Origin of the sequence: Sandaracinobacter neustonicus (assembly GCF_006385875.1) — a bacterium.
Lineage (GTDB): Bacteria > Pseudomonadota > Alphaproteobacteria > Sphingomonadales > Sphingomonadaceae > Sandaracinobacteroides > Sandaracinobacteroides neustonicus.
In genome coordinates this window covers 89,817-116,241 of record NZ_VFSU01000032.1, presented here as the reverse complement: position 1 = coordinate 116,241, position 26,425 = coordinate 89,817, and the positions used below count along the sequence as shown (strand labels likewise).

Annotated in this window: 27 protein-coding genes; 14 read left to right on the top strand and 13 right to left on the bottom strand. The window is 65.3% G+C overall.

The features are described from left to right. Nucleotides 1-14 precede the first annotated feature (14 nt). Nucleotides 15-1,022, top strand: a complete 1,008-nt coding sequence (locus FJQ54_RS15010; RefSeq protein WP_140929236.1) for a P-loop NTPase — start codon at nucleotides 15-17, stop codon at nucleotides 1,020-1,022. A 361-nt stretch (nucleotides 1,023-1,383) separates the two neighbouring features. On the opposite strand, the gene FJQ54_RS15005 is transcribed toward FJQ54_RS15010, so the two are convergent. Together FJQ54_RS15005 and ubiA are read right to left on the bottom strand one after the other, a co-directional pair. After that, a complete protein-coding gene (locus tag FJQ54_RS15005; RefSeq protein WP_140929235.1) occupies nucleotides 1,384-2,736 on the bottom strand; it encodes a TldD/PmbA family protein in 1,353 nt (450 codons plus the stop codon). Nucleotides 2,737-2,745: 9 nt separating this feature from the next. Continuing rightward, nucleotides 2,746-3,651, bottom strand: coding sequence for a 4-hydroxybenzoate octaprenyltransferase (ubiA, locus tag FJQ54_RS15000; RefSeq protein WP_140929234.1), 906 nt, complete (start codon nucleotides 3,649-3,651; stop codon nucleotides 2,746-2,748). Between the two features lie 66 nt (nucleotides 3,652-3,717). Between ubiA and FJQ54_RS14995 the strand changes: the two genes are divergently transcribed. Then, on the top strand, nucleotides 3,718-4,536 hold the full coding sequence (locus tag FJQ54_RS14995; protein ID WP_140929233.1) for a dienelactone hydrolase family protein: 819 nt from the start codon (nucleotides 3,718-3,720) through the stop codon (nucleotides 4,534-4,536). On the opposite strand, the gene FJQ54_RS14990 is transcribed toward FJQ54_RS14995, so the two are convergent. Continuing rightward, the gene (locus FJQ54_RS14990; RefSeq protein WP_140929232.1) at nucleotides 4,494-6,269 is read right to left on the bottom strand and encodes a fatty acyl-AMP ligase; all 1,776 of its coding nucleotides are present in this window, start codon (nucleotides 6,267-6,269) and stop codon (nucleotides 4,494-4,496) included. The genes FJQ54_RS14995 and FJQ54_RS14990 overlap by 43 nt on opposite strands. A gap of 156 nt (nucleotides 6,270-6,425) precedes the next feature. Here FJQ54_RS14990 and FJQ54_RS14985 point away from each other — a divergent pair, with 156 nt between their 5' ends. Further along, nucleotides 6,426-6,965, top strand: a complete 540-nt coding sequence (locus FJQ54_RS14985) for a regulatory protein RecX (RefSeq protein WP_140929231.1) — start codon at nucleotides 6,426-6,428, stop codon at nucleotides 6,963-6,965. Between the two features lie 9 nt (nucleotides 6,966-6,974). Here FJQ54_RS14985 and FJQ54_RS14980 read toward each other — a convergent pair whose 3' ends face one another. Beyond that, the gene (locus FJQ54_RS14980; RefSeq protein ID WP_140929230.1) at nucleotides 6,975-7,883 is read right to left on the bottom strand and encodes a prephenate/arogenate dehydrogenase family protein; all 909 of its coding nucleotides are present in this window, start codon (nucleotides 7,881-7,883) and stop codon (nucleotides 6,975-6,977) included. Further along, nucleotides 7,883-8,983: a histidinol-phosphate transaminase gene (gene hisC / locus FJQ54_RS14975; protein ID WP_140929229.1), complete on the bottom strand. Its 1,101-nt coding sequence runs from the start codon at nucleotides 8,981-8,983 to the stop codon at nucleotides 7,883-7,885. Before hisC ends, FJQ54_RS14980 begins: the two co-directional genes overlap by 1 nt. Before the next feature lie 111 nt (nucleotides 8,984-9,094). On the opposite strand from hisC, the gene metX reads away from it, so the two are divergent. Together metX and metW are read left to right on the top strand one after the other, a co-directional pair. After that, entirely contained in the window at nucleotides 9,095-10,210 is a 1,116-nt protein-coding gene (metX, locus tag FJQ54_RS14970) for a homoserine O-acetyltransferase MetX (protein ID WP_268920590.1), read from the top strand. Next, nucleotides 10,207-10,794 (top strand): methionine biosynthesis protein MetW, encoded by a 588-nt coding sequence (gene metW / locus FJQ54_RS14965; protein ID WP_140929228.1) that lies wholly within the window; start codon nucleotides 10,207-10,209, stop codon nucleotides 10,792-10,794. Before metX ends, metW begins: the two co-directional genes overlap by 4 nt. Here metW and FJQ54_RS14960 read toward each other — a convergent pair. Together FJQ54_RS14960 and FJQ54_RS14955 are read right to left on the bottom strand one after the other, a co-directional pair. Next, nucleotides 10,786-12,039: an Nramp family divalent metal transporter gene (locus tag FJQ54_RS14960; protein WP_140929227.1), complete on the bottom strand. Its 1,254-nt coding sequence runs from the start codon at nucleotides 12,037-12,039 to the stop codon at nucleotides 10,786-10,788. The genes metW and FJQ54_RS14960 overlap by 9 nt on opposite strands. Nucleotides 12,040-12,160: 121 nt before the next feature. Further along, nucleotides 12,161-12,517, bottom strand: coding sequence for a DUF3597 domain-containing protein (locus FJQ54_RS14955; RefSeq protein ID WP_140929226.1), 357 nt, complete (start codon nucleotides 12,515-12,517; stop codon nucleotides 12,161-12,163). Between the two features lie 166 nt (nucleotides 12,518-12,683). On the opposite strand from FJQ54_RS14955, the gene FJQ54_RS14950 reads away from it, so the two are divergent. After that, nucleotides 12,684-13,334 (top strand): hypothetical protein, encoded by a 651-nt coding sequence (locus FJQ54_RS14950; protein ID WP_140929225.1) that lies wholly within the window; start codon nucleotides 12,684-12,686, stop codon nucleotides 13,332-13,334. A 4-nt stretch (nucleotides 13,335-13,338) separates the two neighbouring features. Here FJQ54_RS14950 and FJQ54_RS14945 read toward each other — a convergent pair whose 3' ends face one another. Both FJQ54_RS14945 and FJQ54_RS14940 read right to left on the bottom strand, forming a co-directional pair. Next, entirely contained in the window at nucleotides 13,339-14,520 is a 1,182-nt protein-coding gene (locus tag FJQ54_RS14945) for a vWA domain-containing protein (protein WP_140929224.1), read from the bottom strand. A gap of 55 nt (nucleotides 14,521-14,575) precedes the next feature. After that, complete coding sequence (locus tag FJQ54_RS14940) at nucleotides 14,576-15,151, bottom strand: hypothetical protein (protein ID WP_140929223.1); 576 nt, start codon at nucleotides 15,149-15,151, stop codon at nucleotides 14,576-14,578. A 341-nt stretch (nucleotides 15,152-15,492) separates the two neighbouring features. Between FJQ54_RS14940 and FJQ54_RS14935 the strand changes: the two genes are divergently transcribed. Then, nucleotides 15,493-16,218 carry an SDR family NAD(P)-dependent oxidoreductase gene (locus FJQ54_RS14935; protein ID WP_140929222.1) on the top strand — a complete coding sequence of 242 codons (726 nt, stop codon included), beginning with the start codon at nucleotides 15,493-15,495 and terminating at the stop codon, nucleotides 16,216-16,218. Nucleotides 16,219-16,390: 172 nt separating this feature from the next. On the opposite strand, the gene FJQ54_RS14930 is transcribed toward FJQ54_RS14935, so the two are convergent. After that, the gene (locus FJQ54_RS14930; RefSeq protein WP_140929221.1) at nucleotides 16,391-16,729 is read right to left on the bottom strand and encodes a hypothetical protein; all 339 of its coding nucleotides are present in this window, start codon (nucleotides 16,727-16,729) and stop codon (nucleotides 16,391-16,393) included. Next, nucleotides 16,726-17,529, bottom strand: a complete 804-nt coding sequence (locus tag FJQ54_RS14925) for an MlaA family lipoprotein (RefSeq protein WP_181160187.1) — start codon at nucleotides 17,527-17,529, stop codon at nucleotides 16,726-16,728. Before FJQ54_RS14925 ends, FJQ54_RS14930 begins: the two co-directional genes overlap by 4 nt. A 95-nt stretch (nucleotides 17,530-17,624) precedes the next feature. On the opposite strand from FJQ54_RS14925, the gene FJQ54_RS14920 reads away from it, so the two are divergent. From FJQ54_RS14920 to metH, 4 genes are read left to right on the top strand one after another with little or no spacing between them, the layout of a single operon-like run. Continuing rightward, nucleotides 17,625-18,542 (top strand): ArsR/SmtB family transcription factor, encoded by a 918-nt coding sequence (locus FJQ54_RS14920; RefSeq protein ID WP_140929219.1) that lies wholly within the window; start codon nucleotides 17,625-17,627, stop codon nucleotides 18,540-18,542. After that, nucleotides 18,539-19,444, top strand: coding sequence for a methylenetetrahydrofolate reductase [NAD(P)H] (metF, locus tag FJQ54_RS14915; protein WP_140929218.1), 906 nt, complete (start codon nucleotides 18,539-18,541; stop codon nucleotides 19,442-19,444). Before FJQ54_RS14920 ends, metF begins: the two co-directional genes overlap by 4 nt. Beyond that, nucleotides 19,441-20,496: a homocysteine S-methyltransferase family protein gene (locus FJQ54_RS14910; RefSeq protein ID WP_140929217.1), complete on the top strand. Its 1,056-nt coding sequence runs from the start codon at nucleotides 19,441-19,443 to the stop codon at nucleotides 20,494-20,496. The genes metF and FJQ54_RS14910 overlap by 4 nt, the downstream gene beginning before the upstream one ends. Beyond that, nucleotides 20,493-23,096: a methionine synthase gene (gene metH / locus FJQ54_RS14905; protein ID WP_140929216.1), complete on the top strand. Its 2,604-nt coding sequence runs from the start codon at nucleotides 20,493-20,495 to the stop codon at nucleotides 23,094-23,096. Before FJQ54_RS14910 ends, metH begins: the two co-directional genes overlap by 4 nt. A 47-nt stretch (nucleotides 23,097-23,143) precedes the next feature. On the opposite strand, the gene FJQ54_RS14900 is transcribed toward metH, so the two are convergent. Both FJQ54_RS14900 and FJQ54_RS14895 read right to left on the bottom strand, forming a co-directional pair. Next, nucleotides 23,144-23,389 carry a hypothetical protein gene (locus FJQ54_RS14900; protein WP_140929215.1) on the bottom strand — a complete coding sequence of 82 codons (246 nt, stop codon included), beginning with the start codon at nucleotides 23,387-23,389 and terminating at the stop codon, nucleotides 23,144-23,146. Between the two features lie 170 nt (nucleotides 23,390-23,559). After that, nucleotides 23,560-24,183, bottom strand: a complete 624-nt coding sequence (locus FJQ54_RS14895; protein ID WP_140929214.1) for an NUDIX hydrolase — start codon at nucleotides 24,181-24,183, stop codon at nucleotides 23,560-23,562. A 394-nt stretch (nucleotides 24,184-24,577) separates the two neighbouring features. Here FJQ54_RS14895 and FJQ54_RS14890 point away from each other — a divergent pair, with 394 nt between their 5' ends. Genes FJQ54_RS14890 through lptA form a run of 3 tightly spaced genes read left to right on the top strand, consistent with a single transcriptional unit; the run spans nucleotide 24,578 to nucleotide 26,369 of the window. After that, nucleotides 24,578-25,189 carry a ribonuclease D gene (locus FJQ54_RS14890; protein ID WP_140929213.1) on the top strand — a complete coding sequence of 204 codons (612 nt, stop codon included), beginning with the start codon at nucleotides 24,578-24,580 and terminating at the stop codon, nucleotides 25,187-25,189. A gap of 8 nt (nucleotides 25,190-25,197) precedes the next feature. Beyond that, nucleotides 25,198-25,839 carry an LPS export ABC transporter periplasmic protein LptC gene (gene lptC, locus FJQ54_RS14885; RefSeq protein ID WP_140929212.1) on the top strand — a complete coding sequence of 214 codons (642 nt, stop codon included), beginning with the start codon at nucleotides 25,198-25,200 and terminating at the stop codon, nucleotides 25,837-25,839. After that, nucleotides 25,836-26,369, top strand: a complete 534-nt coding sequence (gene lptA / locus FJQ54_RS14880) for a lipopolysaccharide transport periplasmic protein LptA (protein ID WP_235890481.1) — start codon at nucleotides 25,836-25,838, stop codon at nucleotides 26,367-26,369. The genes lptC and lptA overlap by 4 nt, the downstream gene beginning before the upstream one ends. Nucleotides 26,370-26,425: the final 56 nt, after the last annotated feature.

Sequence of the window (26,425 nt, the reverse complement as noted above, 5' to 3'; positions counted from 1 at the left end):
AGCGAGGGGCGAGGATGCCGGGCAAGGATGTCGCGGAAGCAACGTTGAAGGCAATCGCCGATCCGGTCCGACCCGGAGACCTGCTGTCCAGCGGCCGGGTCTCGGGCCTCGTCGTGCGCGACGAAGGCGGCGTGGGGCTGGTGCTGGGCGTGGAGGATCTGGCCCGCGCAGCGGCGCAGGCGCTGGAAAGCCGAATCGACAAGGCACTGAAACTGGCCGGTTTCAGCAGCGTGCGGGTTATCCAGACGGCGGATCGCAGCGACGGGCCGGCCCCCAAAGGCAGCGCCGTGCCGGGCGTGGCGCACATCATCGGCGTGGGCGCAGGGAAGGGCGGGGTGGGCAAATCCACCATCGCCGTGGCGCTGGCGCTGGCGCTGAAACGGCGCGGGCTGAAAGTGGGCCTGCTGGATGCGGATATTCAGGGGCCGTCTGTGCATATCCTGCTGGGAATCAAGGAACGGGCACGCGCCACGGCGGATAAACGGCTGATTCCACTGGAAAGCCATGGCCTGAAGATGCTGGGCATGGGCGTGATGGCCGATCCGGACAAGGCCGTCGCATGGCGCGGCCCGATGGTGGCAGGCGCGATGGTGCAGATGGCGACAGTCGCCGATTGGGGCCAGCTGGACGTGCTGGTGGTAGACCTCCCGCCCGGCACCGGAGACATCCACCTGTCGCTGGCGCAGAAACTCGCCCCCTCCGGCGCGCTCGTCGTCACCACGCCACAGGCCCTCGCCCGCGCAGATGCCCGCCGCGCCGTCGCCTTCTTCGAGCAACTGCAAGTGCCGGTGCTGGGCGTGGTGATGAACATGGCCGGCATGGCCATGCCAGACGGCCAGGTGCTGCACCCCTTCGGCCAACCCCCGGCAGACAGCGGACTGGGCGCAGAGGTTATCGCGAACCTGCCACTGGACCCGGCAGTGGTCGCAGCCTCAGACGCGGGCGCGCCGATGGAGACGGGGGCTGTTGCGGCGGGGCTGGACAAGGTTGCGGCACAGATTGTGCGGCAGTTAGGGGTGTAAGCGGAGCTTTGCCTCCGGCGGCCAAGGGCTTTGCCCTTGGAACCCAGCAGGGACATGATGTCCCTGCACCCTCAAGATTGGCAAAGCGGCCCAACTCCAAGCAAGTGGAGCTGATCAGATTCAATTGCCTGCGGCGCAACGCGGCTCTCTCCCCCTGCAAGGGGGAGAGATGGAGAGGGGGTGTCAACGCCGGGCCTGACCCACTGACCTCACCACCAACCATAACCGTCACCCCGGACTTGATCCGGCGTCCAGCTTTCATCCGCAACGCTGCTGAAGAACAGCTGGACCCCGGATCAAGTCCGGGGTGACGTGTGGAGAGGCGAGGGGACTGCCGCCCCGAAGCCCCTCATCGCCCCGCCTATTGCCCTGCCACAGTCAGTCCATCCACGCGGATCGTTGGCGCGTCGGTGGCGTGGCGGAACTCCAGATCGTTGGCGGGGATCAGCGCCTTGAACATGTCGCGCAGGTGCCCGGCGATGGTGGCTTCCGTCACCGGCTCGGCGAGTTGGCCGTTGCGGATGCGGAATCCGCCTGCGCCCCGGCTGTAATCCCCGGTGAGCAGGTTTACGCCCATGCCAATCAATTCATTGATATAGAGGCCATCCTTGATATCCGACATCAGCTGTTCGGGCGAACTGCTGCCCGGCTCCAGCCAGAGGTTGGAGGTGGAGACGCCCGGCGGGCCGCTGCTGCCCCGGCTGCCGTGGCCGGTGGGGGGCAGGCCCAGCTGACGGCCCGACGCGCTGTCCACCAGCCAGCCCGTCAGCATCCCCTTGTCCACGATGGCGCGCGGCGCGGTCGCCAGCCCCTCCGCATCGAACGCACGGGAACGCAGGCCGCGATGGCGGTGCGGATCGTCGCGGATGGTGATTCCGGGGCCGAACAGCGGTTCCTTCTCATGCCCCAGCACAAAGCTGGTTTTCCGCGCGATGCTGCTGCCGGTGATCGCGCCGAGCAGATGGCCAATCAGGCTGGCGGACACGCGCTTGTCGAAGATCACCGGCATCTGCCCGGTTGGGGCCTTGGCGGGGTTCAGCCGCGCCAGTGTGCGCTCGGCGGCCCGGCGGCCCACCAGCGCGGGCGATTCGAGATCGGACAGGTGACGGGCCTGATGCCAGTCATAATCACGCTGCTTGTCCGCCCCCTCTCCGGCGATCACCACGGCGGAGGTGGAGACGGAGGTGCCCCGCGCCGCGCCCCGGAAACCGGCCGACGTGGCGAGCGCCGAAACGCTGGTTCCGGCGCTGGCCGATCCACCCTCGCTGTTGCTGATGCCTTTCACGGCGCGCGCCGTATCCTCGGCCTCCAGCGCCATCAGCTTCAGCTGTTCGGGGCTGAGCAATTCGGCGGCGGGATCGAACAGGTCGAAATCGGCGAACGGGCCGCTGGTCAGCAGCTCTGCCGGGGCGAGGCCCGCGAATTTGTCCTCCGTAGCTTCGCGCGCCATGGCCACGGCGCGCTCCACCGCTTCGGCCAGCGCTGCCTTGGACAAATCCGAAACAGAAACCTGCGCGGACCGCGCACCCAGAAACAGCCGCAGGCCGATCTCCTCGCCCTCTGAACGGCCGATATCTTCCAGCTGCCCCAGCCGCACGCCGATTCCCAGCGAGGATTCACCGAAATAGACGGCATCCGCCGCATCGGCTCCGGCTTTCGCCGCAAGGGAGAGCAGAAAATCGAGGCGTTCGAGCGCGGCGTCAGGTGTCAGCATCTGCCCGGCTTAGGCCGCGCGGATGAGGGCGGCAAGCAGGATGGGCAGCAACAGTAGAAAGCCGCCGAACTGGTTGGCGCGAAAGCGGCGCAGCGCGGAGCCGACATCGGCCGGGTCCAGCGTGAGCGCCTGCCAGCCCAGATGCAGCCCGGCGGGCAGCAGGCCGATCAGCGGCACGACACTGCCCGTCCAGCGCCAGAGCGCCGCCGCCAGCAGGCCGATGGTGAGGGTGTAGAACAGCGCGACTCCGGCCTTCAGCCGGGCCCCGAGCGCCCGCGCGGAGGATTTCACCCCTGCCAGCGCATCATCCTCCACATCCTGCGCGGCGTAGATGCTGTCATAGCCCAGCGTCCAGAAAAAGGCGGCGGCATAGGCGAGCAACATCGTGGGCAGGTCGGCGCGCAGCGCCGGTTCGGCGGCCGCCCAGCCCACCGGCAGGCCCCAGTTGAAGGTGAGGCCCAGCCACGCCTGCGGCCACCATGTGATGCGCTTCATGAAGGGGTAGGCGGCCACCAGCAGCAGAGAGGCGAGCGCCACCAGTTGCGCGGCGAAGGGCAGGGCCAGCAGAACGCCCAGCCCCACCAGAGACAGCGCCAGCAGAAAAGCCCAGGCACTGCGCAGCGAAATCGCTCCGCTGGCGACGGGCCGGTTGGCGGTTCGGGCGACCTGCGCGTCCAGATCGCGATCCACGATGTCGTTGTACACGCAGCCCGCCGCGCGCATGGCGATGCTGCCCAGCAGGAACAGAGGCCACCAGCGCCACCAGCCTGCGGGCGGGGCCAGAAACGCGCCCATCAGGCAGGGCCAGAACAGCAGCCAGATGCCTGCAGGCCGGTCGAATCGGGCCAGCCGCGCATAAAGGGCGGCGCGGGGCGGCAGGCGATCCACCCAGTTTGGAAGCGCATCGGGCGTCATGGTGGCAGCCTTTAGGGGATGCGAGGCCGTCTTGACAGCCGGGGTTTCCGCGCAGAGCCTTGCGCCATGCCATTGCCGGATTATGCCTGCGAGGATTTCACCGACGGCCAGTGGACACGGCCGGTGTATCGGCGTGGGTCTGGACCTGCGGTGATCGTGATCCACGAAATTCCCGGCTTGCACCCGCAGGTGGTGGACTTCGCGGACCGGCTGGTGGCGGCAGGCATGACGGTATTCATGCCCAGCCTGTTCGGCACGCCGGGCCGCCCGCTGAGTTCGGCCTATATGCTTGGCACCGTTGCCGGAATCATCTGCATCCGGCGCGAGTTCGCCATCTGGAACGGCGGGCGCAGCAGCCCCTTCGTGGATTGGTTGCGGGCGCTGGCCCGCCACGCCCATGCGCAATGCGGCGGCCCCGGCGTCGGCGCGGTGGGCATGTGCTTCACCGGTGGCTTCGCGCTGGCGATGGCGACGGACCCGTCTGTCATCGCCCCGGTGCTGTCCCAGCCCTCGCTGCCGTTGCGCAAGAGCAAGGCGGGAGAGATCGACGCCTCACCGGAAGAAGTCGCCTGCGTGCGGGAGCGGTTCCAGCGCGACGATCTGACGGTGCTGGGCCTGCGCTATCGCAGCGACAAGCTGGTGCCGGATGCCCGCTTCGCCCGTTACGCGCAGGATCTGGGCGACCGCTTCGTCGCCATCGAGCTGGACGATGCCGACGCGCGGCAGGGCACCGGCATGGCCCCGCATTCGGTTCTGACGGTGCACCTGCCCGAAAGCGGCCCCGGCAAGGATGCCGAGATACGAACGATCAGCTTCTTCCGGGAACGGCTGGGGCTGTTGCCTCAGGCCGCAACGTCGAACGGAACGATTTCGCCAGACAGATAAAGCTGGCGCGCCTTCACCCGGCTAAGCTTGCCGGACGAGGTGCGGGGCAGGGTGCGCGGCGGCACCAGTTCCACCACGCAGTTCATGCCGGTGATGGCGCGAACCTTGGTGCGGATGGCATCTTTCAGCCGGGCGCGCTCGTCCAGATCGGTGGTGCGGCATTGCACCAGCACGGCAGGAGCTTCCTCGCCCTGCGGCGTGGTGATGGAGAAGGCGGCGATGTCACCGGCCTTAAAGCCTTCCAGCTGCTCGATGGCCCATTCGATATCCTGCGGCCAATGGTTCTTGCCGTTCAGGATGATCATGTCCTTGGCGCGGCCGACGATGAAGATATGGCCGTCCACCAGATAGCCCATGTCGCCGGTGTCCAGCCAGCCATCGGCGGACAGGCAGGCGGCGGTCGCTTCGGGATCGCGGAAATAGCCCTGCATGATCCCTTCGCCCTTCACCAGCACGCGGCCGATCTGGCGATCCGGCAGCACCTTGCCGGCGCTGTCATGGATTTCGATGGTGAGGCCGTGCACCGCCACGCCACAATCGACGACGGCGCGATAGCGGACGGGTTTTCCAGATTCTGAAGAACTGTCTGCAAAACCTTCGCCCGCAAGGCGTTTTTCGTCGATCAGGTCGCAGACGATTCCTTGCCCGGCCGGTGCCACCGAAACTGCAAGCGTGGCTTCGGCCAGCCCATAGCTGGGGGTGAAAGCCTCCGCGCGGAACCCGGCGGGTGCAAAGGCATCGACAAAGGCCTGGCAGATATCGGGGCGGATCATGTCCGCGCCATTGCCCGCGATTTTCCAACGGGACAGGTCGAAGCGGTGCGCCACATCCGTCTGCGTGGAGACGCGGCGGGCGCAGATGTCATAGCCGAAGGTGGGCGAGTAAGAGAGGCTGTTGCCCGGATTGCGGCTGATCAGCGTCAGCCAGCTGAGCGGACGCCGGGCGAAATCGTCGGTGGCGATGAAATCCACCGACAGCTGCACCGCCATCGGCGACAGGAAGGTGCCCACCAGCCCCATGTCATGATACCAGGGCAGCCAGCTGATGCCGCGATCGCCCACGGCCAGCTCCATGCTCAGCGCATGGCCCGTCAGGTTCGCCGTCACCGCGCGGTGCGTTACGGCGACACCATGCGGGAAGCGGGTGGAGCCGCTGCTATATTGCAGATAGGCGATGGCGTCTGGGTTGGCGGCGGGCAGTTCGGCGGCGGGGGCAGGCAGCGCTTCGAACTCGGCCCACCCCAGTGCGAGGGAAAGCCCTTCGGCGGCTTCCGCGAACATTGGCTTCAGGCTGTCCGGCCCCAGCACCAGCACCGGATCGCAGCTGGAAAGCTGCACGCGAATCTGTTCCACATAGGCTTGGCGGCCGCCGAAGCTGGTGGGCAACGGCAGCGGCACCGGCAGCACGCCCGCATAGAGCGCGGCATAGAAGGCGGCTGCGAATTCAGCCCCGGTTTCAGCGATCAGCGCAACCCGGTCTCCGGGCTTCACGCCATGGGCGATCAGCCGCAGCGCATGGGCGCGCGCGGTTTCGCGCAGCTCCGCATAGGGCAGCACGCGCACGAGATTGGCCCGCGCGTCATAGAAATTATAGCCGGTGGCACCCGTGGCGGCATAATCCAGCGCTTCGGTCAGCGTCTGGTAGCGGCCCGTCACGAACGGGATTCCGGACAGAAGGGGGGTCGGCGTCAGCTCGGCGGCAGCCGGGATGGTGTTGGCGTCGTCCACGGTCATTCCAGATCAGGGCCTCTCCAGGGGCAGCAGGCGTGCGACTTGCCGAAATCCGGCCTGGCATCTTCGGCCCATAGCACGGTTAACGGCATCCTGCATGCCGCCAATGAACCCTCTAGTGGTTCAAAACAGGCCCGAACTGTGGCAGCAAGGTGGCAGATGGGCCGGGATACACGCAGCAAAGGGCCGAAAAAGCCCCCGCCCCCGCTGGATCAGGCGGCGCTGGAGGCGATTGCGCTGCGCTATCTGGAGCGATTCCAGACCAGCCGCGCCCGTTTGCTGCGATTGCTGCAGCAGAAAATCCGCGCGCGCGGCTGGAAAGAAGATGCCCCCCCACCAGACCCGGAGGCCATCGCCGAACGGATGGTGACGCTGGGCTATGTGAACGACGCCGCCTTCGCCGAAGCGCGAACGCGAGGGTTAGCCCGGCGCGGCATGGGGGCAGGGCGGGTACAGGCGGCGCTGAGCGCCTATGGAATCGACGCAGACACCCGCAGCACAGCGCTGGAAGGCCATGACCCATGGGCCGCAGCCCTCGATTTCGCCCGCCGCAAAAGGCTGGGGCCATTCGGCCCGCCGATCAACGATCCGAAGCTGCGCAACCGGCAAATGGGGGCCTTTGCTAGAGCAGGGCATCCACACGGGTTGGCGAATCGAATAGTGGCAGCACAGAGCGAGGAGGACTTGGAGAGCGAGTGAGGCGCGCTTTTAATGCTGCCGTCCGAAATCCGGGTCTGCCGTATCCTGTCCGGCGTCGATGATGGCGCGGCGGATGTCTCGGCTGCTGGCGAAGCGCTGGAACAGGGCGTCGCCTTCGCCCCAGCGGATCGCCCGTTGCAGCACGGCGAGATCTTCGCTCACTCGGCCCAGCACTTCCAGCACGGCGTCCTTGTTGGTCAGGAACACGTCGCGCCACATCGTCGGGTCTGATGCGGCGATGCGGGTGAAATCGCGGAAACCGCCTGCGGAATATTTGATCACCTCGCCGCGCGTCACCCCTTCCAGATCGGCGGCGGTGCCGACGATGGAATAGGCGATCAGGTGCGGGATATGGCTGGTGACGGCCAGCACCAGATCATGGTGGCGCGGCTCCATTAGATCGACTTTGGAACCAAGGCGGCTCCAGAATTCCGACAGCCGCGCGAGCGCCGTTTCATCCGCGCCGGGCGGTGGGGTGATGATGCACCAGCGACCCTCGAACAGCGTCGGGAACCCGGCGTCCGGCCCGGAGCGTTCGGTGCCCGCCACCGGGTGCGCGGGGATCAGATGGATCGTTTCGGGCAGCAACGGCCCCAGCGAATCGACGACGATCTGCTTGGCGGATCCCACGTCAGACACCACGGCACCCGCCGCCAGTTCCGGGGCGATCTCTGCGCCCACCGCCGCGAACGCGCCCAGCGGCACGGCCAGCACCACCAGATCGGCATCCACCACAGCCGCACCCGGCGAATCCGCCACATCGTCCAGCAGGCCCAGTTCGCGCACCCGTTCGCGCACGCCCGGATCGGCATCGGTTCCCGTGATGCGAACGGTCGGCATCTTCGCCCGGATCGCGCGCGCCAGGCTGGAGCCGATCAGCCCCAGCCCGATGATGGAGACGCGCGCGAACGGCAGCATCAGGCGCTGGCCGTGATGTCGTTCAGTGCCTCGATCACGCCGCCGGTTTCATCCGCCGTGCCGATGGAAATGCGCACGGCATGGGGAAGCCCTTGCCCCGGCAGCCAGCGGGTCATGAAGCCGCGCGCCGCCAGCCCTTTATACACCGCTTCCGCCGTCAACGGGCCGGTTTCGGGGCAGGTCATCAGGATGAAATTGCCTTCGGAGGGCACGGCAGTGAAGCCCTTGTTGCCCAGCCGGCCGATGGCGGCGGCCAGCCGTTCGCGCTGTTCGCGATTCCATGCGCGGCAACGGGCGACGAAATCCTGATCGTCGATGGCGGCTTCGGCTGCGGCCAGCGCGGGCACGGAAATGGGGAAGGGCGCGCGCACCCGGTTGATCTCGCCGATGATGGCGGCATGGCCGGTCGCCCAGCCCACGCGCAAGCCTCCCAGCCCGTAAATCTTTGAAAAGGTGCGGGTGACCAGCACATTGTTGGCGCTCTGCGCCAGTGCAAGGCCGCCATCCGGATCGGCTTCGTCCAGATACTCGCAATAGGCCTGATCCAGCACCAGCAGGATATCGTGGCGCAGCCCGGCGTGCAGCCGCGCGACTTCGCTGCCCGGAATCATCGTGCCGGTGGGGTTGTTGGGGTTGGCGAGATAGACGATGCGGGTGTCGGGCCGCACGGTGGCCAGAATCGCGTCGATATCGGCGGTGTAATCCACATCCGGCGCGGCCAGCGGCACGGCCCCGGCGCGGCGGGCGGCGATGGGGTAAACCATGAAGCCGTGGTTCACATAGACCACGCTGTCGCCCGGCTTGCAGTAGATTTGCGGCAGCAGCTGCAAAATCTCGTCGGACCCGGTGCCGCACACCACCAGCTCGGGGTTCAGCCCGTGCAGCGTGGCAATCTTGTGGCGCAGCTTTTCCGCCGTGCCGTCCGGGTAGCGGTTGCTGCCGTCGGCGGCCTCGGCCAGCGCCCGCAGCGCCAGCGGACTGGCACCCCACGGGTTTTCGTTGGAGGAGAGCTTCACCGGTTTCACAGCGCCGCTGCCCGCAGAGCCGGGCTTATAGGCTTCGATTTCGGTGATCCATGGATTGGGGGTCGGTCCGTTCATGGGCGTTGCCGTTACGGTGCTGGCGCGCAGGGAGCAAGAGGGCGAGCAAGAGAGCGAGCAAGAGGGTGGGGGCTTTGCCACGCGCCGCTTGCGCTGCTAGGCGCTCGCCTCGTGTCGCCCAAAGTCGCCCATCACAGCCTTCGCCTCCCCGCAGACCTGCCGCTGGACAGCGGGCAGACGCTGCCGCGCCCGGCTGTCGCCTTCGAAACCGTGGGGGAACTGAACGCGGACAAATCCAACGCCATCCTGATCTGCCACGCGCTGACGGGCGATCAATATGTGGCGAGCCAGCATCCGCTGACGGGGAAGCCCGGCTGGTGGCAGCGCATGGTGGGGCCGGGGAAACCCATTGATCCTGAACGGCATTTCATCATCTGTTCCAACGTGATCGGCGGCTGCATGGGCAGTGAAGGCCCCGCCAGCCCCCACCCGGAGGATGGCAAGCCATGGGCGCTGCGCTTCCCGGTGATCACCATCGCCGACATGGTCCGCGCGCAGGCGGGCCTGCTGGATATGCTGGGGGTGGAGAAACTGCTGGCCGTGGTGGGCGGCTCGATGGGCGGGATGCAGGCGATGCAATGGGCCGCCAGCTATCCGCACAGGCTGCGTTCGGTGCTGGTGATCGCCAGCGCGGCGCGGCACAGCGCGCAGAACATCGCTTTCCACGAAGTCGGGCGGCAGGCGATCATGGCCGATCCCAAGTGGAAGAACGGGGCCTATGGCGCGGGCGAAGGTCCGGCCAAGGGGCTGGCGGTCGCACGGATGGCGGCGCACATCACCTATTTGTCGGAAGCGGGGCTGACGGCGAAGTTCGGGCGACATCTGCAACAGGGCGATGTGAAAAGCTTCGGCTTCGATGCGGATTTCCAGATCGAAAGCTACCTCCGGCATCAGGGGATGAGCTTTGTCGACCGGTTCGACGCCAACGCCTATCTCTATATCACCCGCGCGCTGGATTATTTCGATCTGGCAGAGGGTTATAGCGGCCAGTTGGCGCATGCTTTCAAGGCGACATCGGCGCGATTCTGCGTGATTTCCTTTGACAGCGACTGGCTTTACCCCACTGCCGAATCGCGCCGCATCGTGCAGGCACTGGTGGCGGCGGGGCGGCACGCCAGCTTCGTGGAACTGAACAGCCCGTTCGGCCATGACGCCTTCCTGCTGGAAACGCCCGGCCTTACCGAAGTGGTGGATGGCTTCCTGAAGGCGGTGGAGCAGGAACCATGAGCGGCCTTCCCATCCGCCTGCAACAGGTGGCGGATCAGATTCCCACAGGTGCCTCCGTGCTGGACGTCGGCTGTTCAGACGGGCGGCTGCTGGCATGGCTGCGCGATATGCGGCAGGTGGACGGGCGCGGCATCGAGATCGACGCCGAACGGGTCGCCGCAGCCGTGGCGCGCGGTCTGTCCGTGGTGCAGGGCGATGCGACGCATGATCTGGCCGCCTTCCCCGGCGGCTCGGTGGATTATGCCGTTCTTTCGGAAACGCTGCAGGCAATGGAGGCGCCGCACAAGGTGCTGGCCGAACTGGTGCGGATCGGGCGGCGAGCTGTGGTGGCCTTCCCCAATTTCGGCTTTTGGCGGGTGCGGGCGCATCTGGCGCTGCACGGCCGCATGCCGGTTACGCGCAGCCTGCCCGTCAGCTGGTATGAAAGCGAGAATATCCACTTCTGCACCATCGCCGATTTCAAGGCTTTAGCGACGGAGATGGGGCTGACGATCGAACGAGAGGCCTATCTGAGCGGCGATCAGCGGGTCAGCAGCTGGCCCAACCTGCGCGCCGATCACGCGCTGTTCGTACTTTCAAAGTAACGAGCGCACCTGATCCGCACACAGGATCAGGAACAGCAGCGCCGCTGCGCCCAGCAACGCGTTGGAGAGCCAGCCGGAGCGCCATTCGCGCGGCGTCCGCGATGAATTCAGCAGCCAGATCAGCGTGATGGCAAGAAAGGGCATGAAAAAAGCCCCGAACGCGCCATAGGCGATGATCAGCGCGAAAGGCTGCCCCAGCAGCAACAGCAGCATCGGCGGAAACGTCAGCCAGAACAGATAGAAGCGGAACGGCGCGGTGGTTTCCAGATCATGTGCCAGTCCTGCGTCCGCGCCCCCGCGCAGGTTGCGCACGAAATCGGCGAACAGCAACGAAACCCCGTGCCAGACGCCCAGAATCGACGAGAATGTGGTGGCGAAAAAGCCGAACAGGAACATGGTGGCGACAGGCCCGCCAAAGCGCTGCCGCAGCACATCGGCAAGGTCCAGCAAGCCGCGATCCCCGCCGGACAGGGCGATATGGGCGCTGTGCAACAGCTCCGCACCCACGATCAGCATGGCGACGACGAAGATGCCGGTGGCGATATAGGCCACGCGATTGTCCAGCCGCATCATCGGAATCCACGCCGGGCCGCGCCAGCCCTTGGCATTCACCCAATAGCCATAGGCCGCCAGCGTGATGGTGCCGCCCACGCCGCCGATCAGCCCCAGCGTGTAAATGGCGGAGCCATCCGGCAGGCTGGGCACAAGGCCCGACAGCGCCGCGCCGAGGTCGGGCGCGACCAGAAAGGCAAGGCTGACGACTGTGATGAACATCAGCGCGATGAAGATCTTCATCACCGCTTCGAACATGGCATAGCGGTTGAACAGCACGAACACCGCCCCGGCGATGCCAGACATCGCCCCCCACGCCCAAAAGGGCAGCACATCCGGGAACAGCGCGGCCAGCGGCAGGGCCGTCGCGCTCATGGCGGTGCCGCCATACACAAAGCCCCACAGCAGGATGTAGATGCCGAAATACCAGCTGGTCCAGCGGCCCAGCGAGCGCCAGCCTTCCAGCATGGTGGAGCCGGTGGCGAGGTGGTAGCGCCCCGTGGCCTCCGCCAGCGCGATCTTCAGGATGCAGCCGATCACGGCCGCCCACAGCAGGGCATAGCCATAACGCGCCCCGGCGACGAGCGTCGCAACAAGATCGCCCGCGCCGACCCCGGTGACGGCCACGACGATTCCGGGGCCGACCATGCGCCAGCGGGACGTGCCGGTGGGCGGAGATTCAGGGGCGGACATCAGCGGAGATCCCAAGAAGTTCCTGCAAATTTAGAACTATTTCGATCAACCCATTGGTTCCAAAGAAAAAGGCCGCGGGCGGTTTCCCGCCCGCGACCCGTTTCAAGCCATCCGGCTATGATCACGCCTTGGCTTCGCCAAGCTTCGCCATCACCGCCTTGTGTAGCCAGATGTTCATTTCGGCGCTGCCGTCCAGCGCGCCGGTGTAGCCCAGTTCCTGCGCCATTTCCTTGCGGTTCGCCAGCGACGAATCCATGCCCACAAGCTTCATCAGATCGACGATGGACGTCTTATAGTTGGAGGGCTGGCCGCGCTTTTCCGCCATATAGGCCAGCGTTTCGTCCAGATCGACCGGCTGCAGCACCGGCGGTGGCGGCGCAACGGCGGCGGGCGGCGGCGGAGGCGCCTTCTTCACGGCCACTTCCTTCGCCTCGGCGCTGCCGAAGATTGCATCCTTCAAACTCGAAAACAGACCCATGTGATCCTCCTGTTGGGTGGTGCTCTGGCATGACTTTGCCCCGCCAGCCGCCGGTTGCAAGCTCTATCCGCCAAACGGCATGAAATCAGCGCCGGATCAGCACTGTTGCGGGTATGAAATATTTGAGTTATTAAGCGGTTGGCCTTCGGAGAGGGGAGGCCAGAACATGAGCCAAGGTCGCCACAGGCGCAGCTATCCGGCCGTTCATGGCGTTGGAAAACTGGCGTCGGACATCTTCAGCCGCATTGCAGGCGGCCACAACCAGCCGGGGGCGGCCACCAGTTTCGACTGGCTTGCCGGGCATGTCGATGCCCCGGCCCCCGATATTCTGGCGGCCCTTGCCGAACTGGAACAGGCGCACGCGCTGGTGCGCTGCCCGGATGGCTGGGAACTGGCGGGCTGCTGCCTCGAACCGCGCAATCCCGTGCTGGCGCGTCATCGCCCCGGCCTCGAATCACTGCTGGCGGCAGCGGTGGCCGGCATCACGCCGGGGCAGGCGGCAGGGCTGTTTTCCGCCTATGACAGGCTGGCGGGGCTGGCCGGAGACGGCTCGGCCGCAACCCGCGCGGCGGCCTATGGGCTTTACCTGCGGCGGCTGGCCGAAGCCACGCCGGACGCCGGATTCGCGCCCTTGGTGGAGCTGTTTCTGGCTGAAGCAGGTGAAACCGTCAGCGCCTTCACGGCGCTACAGATCGAACGCCGACCGCCCGATCCGGACGAACCGCTGGCCCGGCTGGCCCGCGCGTTGATGGCGGGGAGAGCTGAGGAAGCGGCTGCAGCATTCGCGGCCCATCTGGACGAACTGGCGGCGGCCTGAGCCCTCAATGGCTGCGCGACAATTCCCGCGTCGCGCGCTCCAGCCCGTCCAGCGTCAGCGGGAACATGCGGCCTTCCATCAGCGTCTTGATCATCTGGATGGACTGGCTGTGCCCCCAATGCTGCTCCGGAATCGGGTTCAGCCAGGCGGCCGAGTGATACACACCCGTCAGCCGCTTCATCCATGTGTCGCCCGGCTCTTCGTTCCAATGCTCCACGGAACCGCCCGCATAATTGATCTCATAAGGGCTCATCGAGGCGTCGCCTACGAACAGCAGCTTGTAATCATGCGGGAATTTGTGGAGCACATCGAAGGTCGGCGTGCGTTCGGACCAGCGGCGCTTATTGTCTTTCCATACCGCCTCGTAAGGGCAGTTGTGGAAATAGAAATATTCCAGATGCTTGAACTCGCTGCGGGCGGCGGAGAACAATTCCTCCATCACCTTGATGTGCGGGTCCATCGATCCGCCGACATCCAGAAACAGCAGCAATTTCACCGCATTGTGCCGTTCGGGGCGCATCACGATATCCAGATAGGCCTTGCGCGCGGTTCCCTTGATGGTGGCGTCCAGATCCAGCTCGTCGGCCGCCCCTTCGCGCGCGAACTTCCGCAACCGCCGAAGCGCGACCTTGATGTTGCGGGTGCCCAGCTCAACCGTGGAATCCAGATTCTTGAAATCGCGCTTGTCCCAGACTTTCAGCGCCTTGCCCTGACGATTCTTGTCCTGCCCGATGCGCACGCCTTCGGGGTTGTAGCCGTTCGCGCCAAAGGGGGATTTGCCCGCCGTGCCGATCCACTTGTTGCCGCCTTCGTGGCGCTTCTGCTGTTCCTCCAGACGCTTCTTCAGCGTCTCCATAATCTCGTCCCAGCTGCTCAGCGACTTGATCTCGGCCATTTCCTCCGGCGTCAGATACAGCTCCGCCAGCTTCCGTAGCCATTCTTCCGGAATTTCCGCCGTCTGTGTTTCAACATCGGTTTCCAGACCCTTGAAAACCTTACCGAACACCTGATCGAAGCGATCCAGCAGCCCTTCGTCTTTCACATAGATCGCGCGGGAGAGGTAATAGAAATCCTCCACCCGGTTCTCGATCACGCCCACCTGCATCGCTTCCAGCAGCATCAGATGCTCCTTCAGCGAGGCGGGGATTTTCGCGGCGCGCAGTTCATCGAGAAAGTGCAGGAACATGAATGCAGTCTAGGCGAGCGAAGGGCCGACGACCAGCCCGCCAAAAGCGGGGGGCTTACTGAAGGCGGACAGGCCGTGCGGTGTCGCGCCAGCCATCCTTATGCTCTTCCATGCTCTTGATCTGGGAGTCGGCCATTCCGGCAGTGATGACGATGTCCGTCGCCTTACCTTCGTCAGAGCGGGAGATGGCGACGAGCGCGCCGCCTTTTCCGGCCCCAGCCTTCCCGGCGAACATCCGCACGGCGCTGTCCGGCTCGTTCACCACCATCACGGCCTTCACGCCCTGTTCCTTCGCGCGGGCATCATAGAAGGCGGCGACCTTTTCAATGGAATCGGCGGTTTCGAACACCACCAGCCCACCCTTCGAGCTGTTCGCGGCATCCGCCAGCTGGGTGCGCACGCGGGCACCGGGATAGGCGGGCGCGAACGCGGGAAGCTCGGTGGACAGCTCCAGACTCTCTCCGGCGGAGGCGCTTTCAACGGTCGCCCCATCAGACGAGGTGATGAAGGCGGTTTTGCCATCGGTCTGCACCACGGCTTTCGGCTCATCCTTGCAGGCGGCCAGCAAAAGCGCGCCGCCAAGCGCCATCACAGCCACGGATTGCACGCGGAACGGGGAACGAGAGAGCATCCAGAAAACTCCATGCCTGGGCCGGACACAGCCAGCCATCCAACATTCCCCTCGCGGCGGTTCATGCGGAAATGATGCGGCGCGGCAACCGGCAAGATGGGCCATGCTGAACATGGGCCTTGCACTGCTGGGCAGGGTTGCCCGCCGTCCGGGCGGCGGACTTACACCGGCAGCAGGCAGGGCAAGTGGTGCAGAAAAAGGCCACACCACCTTGTTTTTCAAGCCATATTCAGGCCTTCCCCTTTCTTTTGCCCGGTTGCCATAAGGCGACGATGGCGCTCCCTTGCCTGCACGAACTGGCCGCGCGGCTTTGCTGCGGCCTTGATTGGGGAGGGATTCGAATGAGCAACCCATGGCCGGAATTCAAAGGCAAACGCGTGCTAGTCACGGGTGGCAGCCAAGGCATTGGGCTGGCCGCCGCGCAGGCGTTTAAGGCCAATGGTGCCACCGTGCTGATCACCGGCACGCGGGGCTCGGCGGCCGATTATGCGGATGATCTGTCTGGGTTCGCATATATCGCTGCCGATTTCACCCGGCCTGAGGCTGCCGCCCAAGTGGCCGCCGCTGCCGGGGCGATCGACGTTCTGGTGAACAATGCGGGCACCGGTCGCGCCGATGAATATAGCGATTCCGGCTTCCGCGCCGTGATCGATGTGAATCTGAACGCAGTCATGGCGCTCAGCGTGGCGCTGCATCCCGCACTGGCGGAGCGGAACGGATCGGTGGTGAACATTGGTTCGCTCGCGAGCTTCCTCGCACTTAGGGAAACGCCCGCTTACACCGCGTCGAAGGCTGGGCTACTGGGACTGACCCGCGCTCTGGCGGACAAATGGGCACCTGACGGCATCCGGGTGAACATGGTGGCCCCCGGATTCATCCGCACCCGGATGACGGAGATTCAGCGCACCGACGCCGACTATGAAAAGCGGCTGCTGAAGGCAGTTCCCATGCGCCGCTGGGGTGAACCGGAGGAAGTGGCGGAAACGGTCCTGTTTCTCGCCTCGACCCGCGCGCCCTACATCACGGGCCAGTCGCTGGCGATCGACGGTGGGCTGATGCTGCGCTGAAAGCCCGCTTGGGAAATCGGCAGTTGAGGGGCTGCTAGGGATTTTTCGGGTTGGTGAGGAGCGAATGCGGTTCGATGCGGAGCCATCGGGCCGTGTTTCGGGACAAAGCCAGCGCGGAAAAGACCCGCAGAAGCGACCCGCCAAATTCCCAAACGGGCTCTGAGCCCCCGCCTCAGCGTGCGGCGGTGTCTGCCGGTTCAGAAGGCGCTGGCGCTGCCGCAGGGGGCGTTGCGACCGGTTCCGCGGGCGCTTCGGCAACCGCTTCTCTGGGCGCGGCGACAGCCTTTTTCGGCGTGGGCTTGTCACGTTCGTCCTTGCCCGAATTGCCAGCGAGTTCAGCGACGGAGCGGTTGACGGTGACGGGCGCACGGGTGGCGGCTTCGGCGGCGCGGATATCGGCATTGGCCCGTGCCACGCCGTCTGCGGTGCTGCCGTCGCCGGTTTCGCCGGAGCTGCCGCACGCGGCCAATAGCGCCGCCAGCAGGATCAGGGGCAGTTTGCGGCCTGTCATTGCGGTTGCTCCGGGCTTTCCGGCGTTTCGGGTGCCAGCTGCGGATCGTCCGGCGGGGGAGGGATGTCATCTTCCTCATCGTCGGGCAGGTTGCCGTCGAAAATCTGGTAGCGCCGCAGTTGCAGCCAGGCTGAGCGGGTTGTGGCGTAAGGGTCCGCGGCACCAGCCAGCAGTTGCTCGCCCTGATCGCGCAGGCTGGATCGGATATCCAGCACCCGCACGCCCAGCGTCGCCAGCCGCTCTTGCTGCGACATCAGCCGATTCTGCACCAGATCCACGGGATCGAACAGGAAGTCCACGAAGAAGCCGACACTGTCCCGCGCGGTGTTGGGGCCAAGGAAAGGCAGCATCACAAACGGGCCGGATGGAACGCCCCACACCGCCATCGTCTGGCCGAAATCATGCGATTGTGATACCAGCCCCATGTCGCTGGCATGATCCGCCACGCCAAGGCCCAGGAAGCTGTTGATCAGAATGCGATCAAAGGCGCGGAAGGCGCTTTTCACCTTACCCTGCGCCACCGCATTGCCGAGATTCGTCGGCTCCTGCAGCAGATTATAGGCGTTGGAAATGCCATGGCGCGGGGCATCCGGGACAACAGTGCGGTACACATTGGTCACCGGCTTCAGCGCGTAACGGTCCAGCTTCATCGAAAGTTCGAAGACGTGCCGGTTGGTCTTTTCCCACGGGTCGCGATGGGCGACATCGGTGATGGCGACCTTGTCCAGTTTTTCCCCGCTATGAGCGCAAGCGCCCAGAAGGGGCAGGCAGAGCAGCAGGAACAGCGTGAAGCGCGGCATGCAATTGCGGTAAGGCCAGTTCTCTGCGCACACAAGAGGGGGCGGCTCGTTGCTCGTCTTGACCGGATATAAAGACATGTTTAAGTCTTTACCCGATGGATAAGGTTCAGGACGTTTTCGCCGCATTGGCCGACCCGACACGGGCGCGGATTCTGCTGCTGGTGCGCGACCTGCAATTGTCTGTTGGGGAATTGGCCGACATTCTGGATCAAAGCCAGCCGCGCGTGTCTCGCCATGTGCGGATACTGGCTGAAGCCGGGCTGGTGCGGCGGCAGAAAGAAGGCGCATGGGTGTTCGTGGGCGGCGGCGACCCGGCGTTGATCGAGCGAATTCATGACTTGATTTCAAATCTTTGCGACGGCGTTGATCCGATCGGGGCAGAACGGGCGCGGCTGGCGCAGGTGCGCGCCGAACGGCAGCGCCGGATCGACGGCTGGTTCGAGGCGAACGCCGGGGAGTGGGATTTGCTGCGCCGTCTGGGCGGGCAGGATGCAGCGGTAGAGGCTGCGCTGGTGGCGGCAGCCGGTCCGAATGTTGGGCGGCTGCTGGATATCGGCACCGGCACCGGCCGGGTGCTGGAACTGCTGGCCGGGCAGACCGAGAGCGCGACAGGGATTGATCGGTCGCCGGAAATGCTGCGGCTGGCGCGCGGAAAACTGGCGGGCCGCGGCAACCAGTCCGCCGAACTGCGGCAATCCGATATGGGGGCGCTGCCCTTTGCCGATGCCAGCTTCGAGACCGTGACGCTGCACCATGTGCTGCATTTCGCCGACGAACCGGCAGCCGTGATCGCGGAAGCGGCGCGGCTGGTTGTGCCGGGCGGGCGGCTGCTGGTGGCGGATTATGCGGCGCACGAACTGGAAGAGCTTCGCACCCGCTTCCATCACAGCCGCCTTGGGTTCGAGGACGAGGCTCTCGCCGACTATATGCAGGCGGCGGGGCTGTCGCCCCGGCTGCTCTCCAGTCACCCGGGGCCGGAACTGACTGTCAATTTGTGGGAGGGGCGGCGATGACGGCCGAAGACCTGGCCGCTGGCGCCCCGCTTTACGCGGATTTGCCCGGCGATATTGAAGTTTCGTTTGAATTTTTCCCGCCAAAGACCGAGAAAATGGCGGAAACATTGTGGAGCAGTGTGCAGACGCTGGCGCCGCTGAAGCCGCGCTTCGTCTCCGTCACTTATGGCGCGGGCGGCACCACGCGCGAACGCACCCACGCCACCGTGGCGCGGATCGTGGCGGAAACGGATATTCCGGCCGCCGCGCACCTCACCTGCGTAGACGCCAGCAAAGACGAGATCGCCGCCGTCGCAGATGCCTATTGGGAGGCCGGAGTTCGCCATATCGTGGCGCTGCGCGGCGATCCGCCCGTGAAAGACGGCCAGTTTCAAAAGTTCGTCGCCCATCCGCAAGGCTATCGCGACGCAGCCGATCTGGTGGCCGGGCTGGCCGCGCGCCACCCCTTCGAACTGAGCGTGGGCGCCTATCCCGAAACCCACCCGGAAGCCGCCAGCGCGGAAGCCGATCTCGCGCATCTGAAGCGCAAGCTGGATGCAGGCGCCAGCCGCGCGATCAGCCAGTTCTTCTTCGAACCCGAAGCCTTCTTCCGCTTCCGGGACCGGGCCGCCGCCGCCGGAATCACCGCCGATCTGGTGCCGGGCATCCTGCCGGTGGCCAGCTTCGCCAATGTGCAGCGCATGGCCGGGCAGTGCGGCACGCACATCCCGGATTGGATGGCGCGGCTGTTCGGAGGGCTGGACGACAAGCCGGAGGCGCGCCAACTGGTCGCCGCCACCATCGCCGCCGAAATGGTGCGCCGCCTCTATGCCGGCGGCGTCCGCCACTTCCACTTCTACACGCTCAACCGCGCGGAACTGGCTTATGCCATCTGCCACCTGCTTGGGGTTCGCCCACAATGATTGCGCCTTCCGCGGCCGAAGCCGCCTTCCGTGCCGCCTCCAAAGAGAGAATCCTTGTGAAGGATGGCCCCTATGGCACTGCGATTCAAAAGCTTGGACTTCAGGAATCCGATTATCGTGGGAATCTCACGGTCAACCATGACCAGAAGGGCAATAACGATATCCTGAACCTCACCCTGCCGGATGCGATTGCCGCAGTTGGGCGCAGCTATATCGACTCCGGCGCGGACCTGCTGGCCACGAACACGTTCAACGCCAACAGCATCAGCCAGGCCGATTATGGCACGGAAGGGCTGGTCCGCGAGATCAACCTCGCCGCCGCCCGCATCCTGCGCGCCGAGGCCGACGCCGCCACCGCGCGCGACGGCAGGCCGCGCTTCGTGGCGGGCGCGCTGGGGCCGACCAACAAGACGCTCTCGCTCAGCCCGCGCGTGGAAGATCCGGGCTATCGCGAAGTCGATTTCGATGGCGTGAAGGCCGTTTACCGCGAGCAGATCGACGCGCTGCTGGATGGCGGCGTGGATTTCATCCTCATTGAAACCGTGTTCGACACGCTGAACGCCAAGGCCGCTGCCTTCGCCGCGATGGAGGCGGAAGAGGCGCGCCAGCAACGCGTGCCGGTGATGATTTCCATGACGCTGACAGACCTCGCCGGGCGCAACCTCTCCGGGCAAACCGTGGAGGCCTTCTGGGTCTCCCTCGCGCATGTCCGTCCGCTGACGATCGGGCTGAACTGCAGCTTCGGCGCGACTGAACTGCGCCCGCATGTGCAGATTCTGGCGCGGCAGGCTGATACGCTGCTGATGGTCTATCCCAACGCCGGGCTGCCCAACGCGTTTGGCGGCTATGACGAGTTGCCGGAAACCACCGGCCAATTGATCCATCAATGGGCCGAAGCGGGCCTGATCAACGTGGTGGGCGGCTGCTGCGGCACCACGCCCGGCCATATCGCCGCCATGGCGGGGGCGGTCGCCGCGCTGCCGCCGCGCCCGCTGCCGCATGTGCAACCGGCGCTTCGTCTCTCGGGTCTTGAGGCTTCGGTTTTCGCATGAGCGCCACTGCATTCATCAACGTCGGCGAACGCACCAACGTCACCGGCTCCGCGCGCTTCCGCAAGCTGATCGTCGCGGGCGATTACACCGCCGCGCTGGACGTCGCGCGCGAACAGGTCGTCAATGGCGCGCAGGTGATCGACATCAACATGGACGAAGGCCTGCTGGACAGCGAGGCGGCCATGGTGACCTTCCTGAAGCTGCTGGCGGCCGAGCCGGACATCGCACGCGTGCCGCTGATGATCGACAGCAGCAAATGGAGCGTGATCGAAGCCGGGCTGAAGTGCGTCGCGGGCAAGGCCATCGTCAACTCGATCAGCCTGAAGGAAGGGGAGGAGCCCTTCCTCGCCCATGCCCGCACGCTCAGGCGCTATGGCGCGGCAGCCGTGGTGATGGCGTTCGACGAAACGGGGCAGGCCGACACGGCCGCGCGCAAGCTGGAAATCTGCGCCCGCGCCTATGATCTTCTCACGGCGAACGGCTTCCCGGCCGAGGATATCATCTTCGATCCCAACATCTTCGCGGTGGCAACCGGCATCGAGGAGCATGACCGCTACGCGCTGGATTTCATCGAGGCCTGCACCGCCATCAAGGCACGCTGCCCCGGCGTGCGCATTTCCGGCGGCCTGTCCAACCTCAGCTTCGCCTTCCGCGGCAACGAGGCCGTGCGCCGGGCGATGCACTCGGTGTTCCTCTATCACGCCATCCCCGCCGGATTCGACATGGCCATCGTCAACGCCGGGCAGCTGGACGTGTATGAAAGCCTCGATCCGGACCTGCGCGAGGCGTGCGAGGATGTGATCCTGATGCGTCGGCCAGACGCGACAGACCGGCTGATCGCGCTGGCGTCGCGCTTCAGTAATCAAACGCAATCCATTGAAAAACAGACGGAAGAATGGCGAAATCTGCCCGTCGAAGAAAGGCTGGCGCATGCGCTGGTAAACGGGCTGGACGCGCATGTGGTGGCCGACACCGAAGAGGCCCGGCTGAAAGCGGCGCGCCCCATCGAAGTGATCGAAGGCCCGTTGATGGACGGCATGAACAAGGTTGGGGATTTGTTCGCCACCGGGAAGATGTTCCTGCCGCAGGTGGTGAAATCCGCACGGGTCATGAAGAAGGCCGTCGCTCACCTGATTCCCTTCATCGAGGATGAGAAGGACGAAGGCGCGGCCCCCAAAGCGAAGATCGTGATGGCGACTGTGAAGGGCGACGTTCACGATATCGGCAAGAATATCGTCGGCGTTGTGTTGCAGTGCAACAATTACGAAGTGATTGATCTGGGCGTGATGGTGCCATGGCCGAAAATCCTTGAGGCCGCGAAGGCGGAGAAGGCCGATATCATTGGCCTCTCTGGCCTGATCACGCCCTCGCTGGACGAAATGGTGACGGTCGCCGCCGAGATGGAGCGCGCCGGCTTCGTGATGCCGCTGCTGATCGGCGGCGCGACGACGTCGAAGGTGCACACCGCGCTCAGGATCGCGCCCGCCTATTCCGGGCCGACCATCCATGTGCTGGATGCCAGCCGCGCGGTGGGCGTCGCCTCCAATTTGATGTCGGACACGCTGGCAGCACCCTATGTCGCGGAAATCGCCAATGATTATGCCGATATTCGCGCCAAGCGGCAGGGCGGTCAATCGGCGCTGGCCGGGATCGAGGCAGCGCGCGCCAACGCGCTGGCGATCGACTTCGCGGCCGAGCCGCCGGTGCGGCCCGCGCAAACCGGGCAATGGAATTACGAAGACTGGCCGCTCGCCGATCTGGTTCCCTTCATCGATTGGACGCCCTTCTTCCGCGCGTGGGAACTGCACGGCACTTACCCGCAGATTCTCGATGACAAGGTGGTGGGAGAGGCCGCGCGGACGCTGTGGCACGATGCGCAGGCGATGCTGGAGCGCATTATCGCGGAAAAATGGCTGACAGCGAAAGCCACTGCGGCGATCTGGCCCGCCCGGCGCGAGGGAGACGATATCCTTGTGTTCGCCGATGAAACGCGGGGCGAGCCGATTGCCCGGCTGCCGATGCTGCGCCAGCAGGTGGTGAAGCGCGAGGGCAGGGCGAATGAATGCCTCGCCGATGTGGTGTCACCTGAGGGCGACTGGATCGGCGGCTTCGCGGTGACGGCGGGGCATGGGATCGAAGCGAAGCTGGCCGAGTTCAAGGCCGCGCACGATGATTTCTCCGACATCCTGCTGAAGGCGCTGGCAGATCGCTTCGCCGAAGCGCTGGCGGAAGCGCTGCACTTCAAGCTGCGCACCGAACTCTGGGGCTATGAGGCGAAGGCCGAGCCGGATTATCCCGGCCTGATACGCGAGCAATATCAGGGCATTCGCCCGGCACCCGGCTATCCCGCCTGCCCGGATCACAGCCTGAAGCCCTTGCTGTTCGATCTGCTGGACGCGCCCGCGAAAACCGGGATCACGCTGACGGAAAGCTTCGCGATGCTGCCGACGGCAGCCGTCTCGGGCTTTTACTTCGCCCATCCGCGCAGCCATTATTTCGGCGTGGCGCGCATCGGCGAGGATCAACTGGCGGATTATGCGGAAAGAAGGGGCGTCAGCCCCGATCAGGCGCGGCAATGGCTGCGCCCGAATCTGGACTGACGCCCCCAAGGTTGTCGCTTAAGGATGCGTCGCTTAGGACTTCGGGGTTAGAATTTCGGCTGGGCCTGCTCAGGCTCCGGAATTCGCGCGTCCCCCGTTTTCGGCTTGCCGTCCGGCGTCAGTTCGCCCGGTGGGGGCGCGGGCGTGCCTTCGGTCGGCGGCGTGTCGCCGGGTTGAGGGGCAGGTGCGGGGGCTGGCTCCGCCGGCGGCGGCGGAGGTGTTTGTTGGCTGAAAGCGGGCACGGCCAGCAGCAGGCCGGCTCCGGCCATAAGGCCGGTCCAGAGATTTTTCATAACATAATCCAATCGGTTGCTGGCGGACTCTCAATCGCCGCCATCATTAATATCTGCGAAGGAATCGCGCCTGTCGCCCCTCAGGCGATGATCCGGGCAAAGATGTCGATGAAAATCAGCGCGCGTCGACGAGCCGATCCGAACCGGCCGGTGAGCCGTTGCGCCAGCGGCTAGATTGCCGATTCGGGGCTTTGCCGGGTCCAGTGCCAGAAGGGGCGCTCCACGGCGCGGCCATCCAGATGGCCTTCCACCACGTCCAGCACCGCGCGCGTGACGATCGGCAGATCCAGCTCGCGGCATTCGCCAAGGCCGAACCAGGCCACATCGCCCAGTTCGCGGCTGTCGCTCGGTTCCAATGATTGCAGCTGTTCGGCATCGGCCATCAGGAAACGCGCATCGAAGCGCTTGTGCCGGGCAGGCGGGGTGATCGCCCGCGCGACATAGCTGAGGCCGGAGAGGTCCGCCTCCAGCCGGTCCGAGTGGCGGCCGATCACCAGCCCGGTTTCCTCGAACGTCTCGCGGATGGCGGTGCGGGCCAGCGCACGGGCCAGCCGCGCGCCATCCTGCCGTTTCAGCCGCACGGACGCCGCGAGATCGGCGGCCACATCGGGCGCAAGGTCCTTCAGGATGGGGCCGTGATAATCGGCGCGGTCGATCCGCCCGCCGGGAAACACCCATTTGCCGGGCATGAAATCATGCCCTCCCGAACGCCGCCCCATCAGGATGCGGGGCTGCGGCCCGTCACGGCGGACAAGGATGAGTGTGGCAGCGTCACGAGGGCGGGCAACCGGCATGCAAACAGCGGTGCCGGGAAATGGCCGCAAAGCCAAGCTGAATGATTAGGGAAGGGCTGGCATCGCAACCGGTTCATTCCGTTGATGAACTGTATGCACCCGGATTGCCGGAATTTCCTGCATACGCATGCAGTTTACCAGAAAGCTTCATATGGCTTGACAAGAAAGCCGCCAAGGTTACCATACCAAACTTCTGAAGCCACGGGGGAAACCATGGCAATGACGGACGATCAACGCCCGCACCGGCCCAACTGGAAAGCCCTGCTTTCCGGGGCGCTCACCGGCTATGTGCTGCTGATGGGGGTCTATTTCATCTTCCTGCGCTGAATTGTGCGGCAGCTCGCTGAAGCTGCTCCATTGCCGGGCCTTTGCCGAGCGCCTATGGCAGACAGCGATGGCCATTCACTTTCATGAAGGCGACTTGCCCGGCGACCCGTTTGCGCCCGGCCCGATCGCTGTCGATACGGAAACGATGGGGCTGAACCCGCATCGCGACCGGCTCTGCCTCGTGCAAATTTCCGATGGCGGGGGCGACGAACATCTCGTCCGCCTCTCCGGCGATTACAGCGCGCCAAACCTGAAGCGCGTGCTGGCCGATCCGGCGCGGCTGAAGCTCTATCATTTCGCCCGCTTCGACCTTGCGGTGATCCGGCAATATCTGGGTGTCGTCGCGGCCCCCGTCTATTGCACGAAAACCGCGAGCCGGCTGATCCGCACCTACACGGATCGCCACGGCCTGAAGGATCTGGTGCGCGAACTGCTGGGCGCGGAAATCTCCAAACAGCAGCAATCCAGTGACTGGGGTGCCGCCGTGCTCAGCGACGCGCAAAAGGATTATGCAGCCTCAGACGTGCGCTTCCTGCACCGGATGATGCCCATTTTGAACGAACGTCTGGCGCGCGAAGGCCGCACCGAACTGGCGCAGGCCTGCTTCGATTTCCTGCCGCACCGGGCCGATCTCGATCTGCAGGGCTGGCCGGAAATCGATATCTTCGCCCATGTTTGAAAAAGCCCATGTCTGAACTGGCGGACCGCCAGCGGGAAGCGCGGCGGCGGGCGATGCTGCCCGGCGGGCCGCGCGACGCGGTGATCGCGGCCGCCAAATGGGTGCTGCCGCTCGCCTCCGTCGCGCTGTTCGCCGTGCTGGTGATCCTGCCGATGACGGCGACACAGGAATTCAGCTTCCTTCTGTCGAAAGACAGCGCCGCCCGCGCCGGGGAGCGCATGCGCATGCAGGAAGCCACCTATCGCGGCGAAACCGCGAACGGCGAATCCTTCGAGATCGTGGCGGAATCCGGCGTGCAGAAAACCAGCGCCGTGCCAGTGGTGATGCTCTCCGGCCTGTCGGCCCGGCTCGATCAGCAGCAGGGGCCAGCCACCGTCACGGCACCAGCCGGGGAATTCTTCATCGAGGAAAACCGCCTCGTGGTGGATGGCCCCGTCATCGCCCGCTCCGCCTCCGGCTTCAGTCTGGACGGCAACGCCATTGAGGTGGACATCAACAAAAATCAGGTCCGCACCAGCGAGCCGGTTTCCGGCACGCTGCCCATGGGCCAGTTCAGCGCCAACGCCTTTGCCGCCGATCTTCAGGGCCGCACCGTCAGCATGACGGGCGGCGTGAAGCTGCGCATCACCCCCAACCGGACAGTCGGATGATGAAACCCAGCTATTTTCTGATCACCGCAGCCCTGCTCGCGCCGCTGGCCGCCGCCCCGGCCATGGCGCAGGGCATCACCACCTCGGCGCTGCGCGGGCTGGACAATAAAGCCCCCATCGATGTCGACGCAGACCGCATCGACGTGCTGGACCAGCAGAATCAAGCCATTTTCACCGGCAACGTCCGCGTGCGGCAGGGCAATCTCACGCTGGAGGCAGACCGCATCAAGGTCGCCTACAGCCGCCCGGCAAAAGGCGATCCGGTGATCCAGCGGCTGGACGCAGACGGCAATGTCCGCCTCGCCACGCCCTCAGAACGCGCCACCAGCCGCTTCGGCATCTATGATGTGGACAAGCGCATCCTCACCCTCATCGGCAATGTCGTGCTGACGCAGGGCACGACCAAGGTGCAGGGCAACCGCCTGACCATCGACCTCGCCTCCGGCCGTTCCACGCTGGACGGCAAGACGTCGACTGGCCAGCCCGGCAGCCGGGTGAGCGGGCGGTTCGCGGTGCCGGATCGGAAGTAAACCGGAGCTCGGAGCTAAGTAAGGCCAAGGGGCTTTGCCCCCTGGACCCCCAGCAG

Coding starts and splice junctions, on each gene's coding strand:
- FJQ54_RS15010 (WP_140929236.1), top strand. CDS start 15: ATGCCGGGCAAGGATGTCGCGGAAGCAACGTTGAAGGCAATCGCCGAT.
- FJQ54_RS15005 (WP_140929235.1), bottom strand. CDS start 2,736: ATGCTGACACCTGACGCCGCGCTCGAACGCCTCGATTTTCTGCTCTCC.
- ubiA (WP_140929234.1), bottom strand. CDS start 3,651: ATGACGCCCGATGCGCTTCCAAACTGGGTGGATCGCCTGCCGCCCCGC.
- FJQ54_RS14995 (WP_140929233.1), top strand. CDS start 3,718: ATGCCATTGCCGGATTATGCCTGCGAGGATTTCACCGACGGCCAGTGG.
- FJQ54_RS14990 (WP_140929232.1), bottom strand. CDS start 6,269: ATGACCGTGGACGACGCCAACACCATCCCGGCTGCCGCCGAGCTGACG.
- FJQ54_RS14985 (WP_140929231.1), top strand. CDS start 6,426: ATGGGCCGGGATACACGCAGCAAAGGGCCGAAAAAGCCCCCGCCCCCG.
- FJQ54_RS14980 (WP_140929230.1), bottom strand. CDS start 7,883: ATGCTGCCGTTCGCGCGCGTCTCCATCATCGGGCTGGGGCTGATCGGC.
- hisC (WP_140929229.1), bottom strand. CDS start 8,983: ATGAACGGACCGACCCCCAATCCATGGATCACCGAAATCGAAGCCTAT.
- metW (WP_140929228.1), top strand. CDS start 10,207: ATGAGCGGCCTTCCCATCCGCCTGCAACAGGTGGCGGATCAGATTCCC.
- FJQ54_RS14960 (WP_140929227.1), bottom strand. CDS start 12,039: ATGTCCGCCCCTGAATCTCCGCCCACCGGCACGTCCCGCTGGCGCATG.
- FJQ54_RS14955 (WP_140929226.1), bottom strand. CDS start 12,517: ATGGGTCTGTTTTCGAGTTTGAAGGATGCAATCTTCGGCAGCGCCGAG.
- FJQ54_RS14950 (WP_140929225.1), top strand. CDS start 12,684: ATGAGCCAAGGTCGCCACAGGCGCAGCTATCCGGCCGTTCATGGCGTT.
- FJQ54_RS14945 (WP_140929224.1), bottom strand. CDS start 14,520: ATGTTCCTGCACTTTCTCGATGAACTGCGCGCCGCGAAAATCCCCGCC.
- FJQ54_RS14940 (WP_140929223.1), bottom strand. CDS start 15,151: ATGCTCTCTCGTTCCCCGTTCCGCGTGCAATCCGTGGCTGTGATGGCG.
- FJQ54_RS14935 (WP_140929222.1), top strand. CDS start 15,493: ATGAGCAACCCATGGCCGGAATTCAAAGGCAAACGCGTGCTAGTCACG.
- FJQ54_RS14930 (WP_140929221.1), bottom strand. CDS start 16,729: ATGACAGGCCGCAAACTGCCCCTGATCCTGCTGGCGGCGCTATTGGCC.
- FJQ54_RS14925 (WP_181160187.1), bottom strand. CDS start 17,529: ATGCCGCGCTTCACGCTGTTCCTGCTGCTCTGCCTGCCCCTTCTGGGC.
- FJQ54_RS14920 (WP_140929219.1), top strand. CDS start 17,625: ATGGATAAGGTTCAGGACGTTTTCGCCGCATTGGCCGACCCGACACGG.
- metF (WP_140929218.1), top strand. CDS start 18,539: ATGACGGCCGAAGACCTGGCCGCTGGCGCCCCGCTTTACGCGGATTTG.
- FJQ54_RS14910 (WP_140929217.1), top strand. CDS start 19,441: ATGATTGCGCCTTCCGCGGCCGAAGCCGCCTTCCGTGCCGCCTCCAAA.
- metH (WP_140929216.1), top strand. CDS start 20,493: ATGAGCGCCACTGCATTCATCAACGTCGGCGAACGCACCAACGTCACC.
- FJQ54_RS14900 (WP_140929215.1), bottom strand. CDS start 23,389: ATGAAAAATCTCTGGACCGGCCTTATGGCCGGAGCCGGCCTGCTGCTG.
- FJQ54_RS14895 (WP_140929214.1), bottom strand. CDS start 24,183: ATGCCGGTTGCCCGCCCTCGTGACGCTGCCACACTCATCCTTGTCCGC.
- FJQ54_RS14890 (WP_140929213.1), top strand. CDS start 24,578: ATGGCCATTCACTTTCATGAAGGCGACTTGCCCGGCGACCCGTTTGCG.
- lptC (WP_140929212.1), top strand. CDS start 25,198: ATGTCTGAACTGGCGGACCGCCAGCGGGAAGCGCGGCGGCGGGCGATG.
- lptA (WP_235890481.1), top strand. CDS start 25,836: ATGATGAAACCCAGCTATTTTCTGATCACCGCAGCCCTGCTCGCGCCG.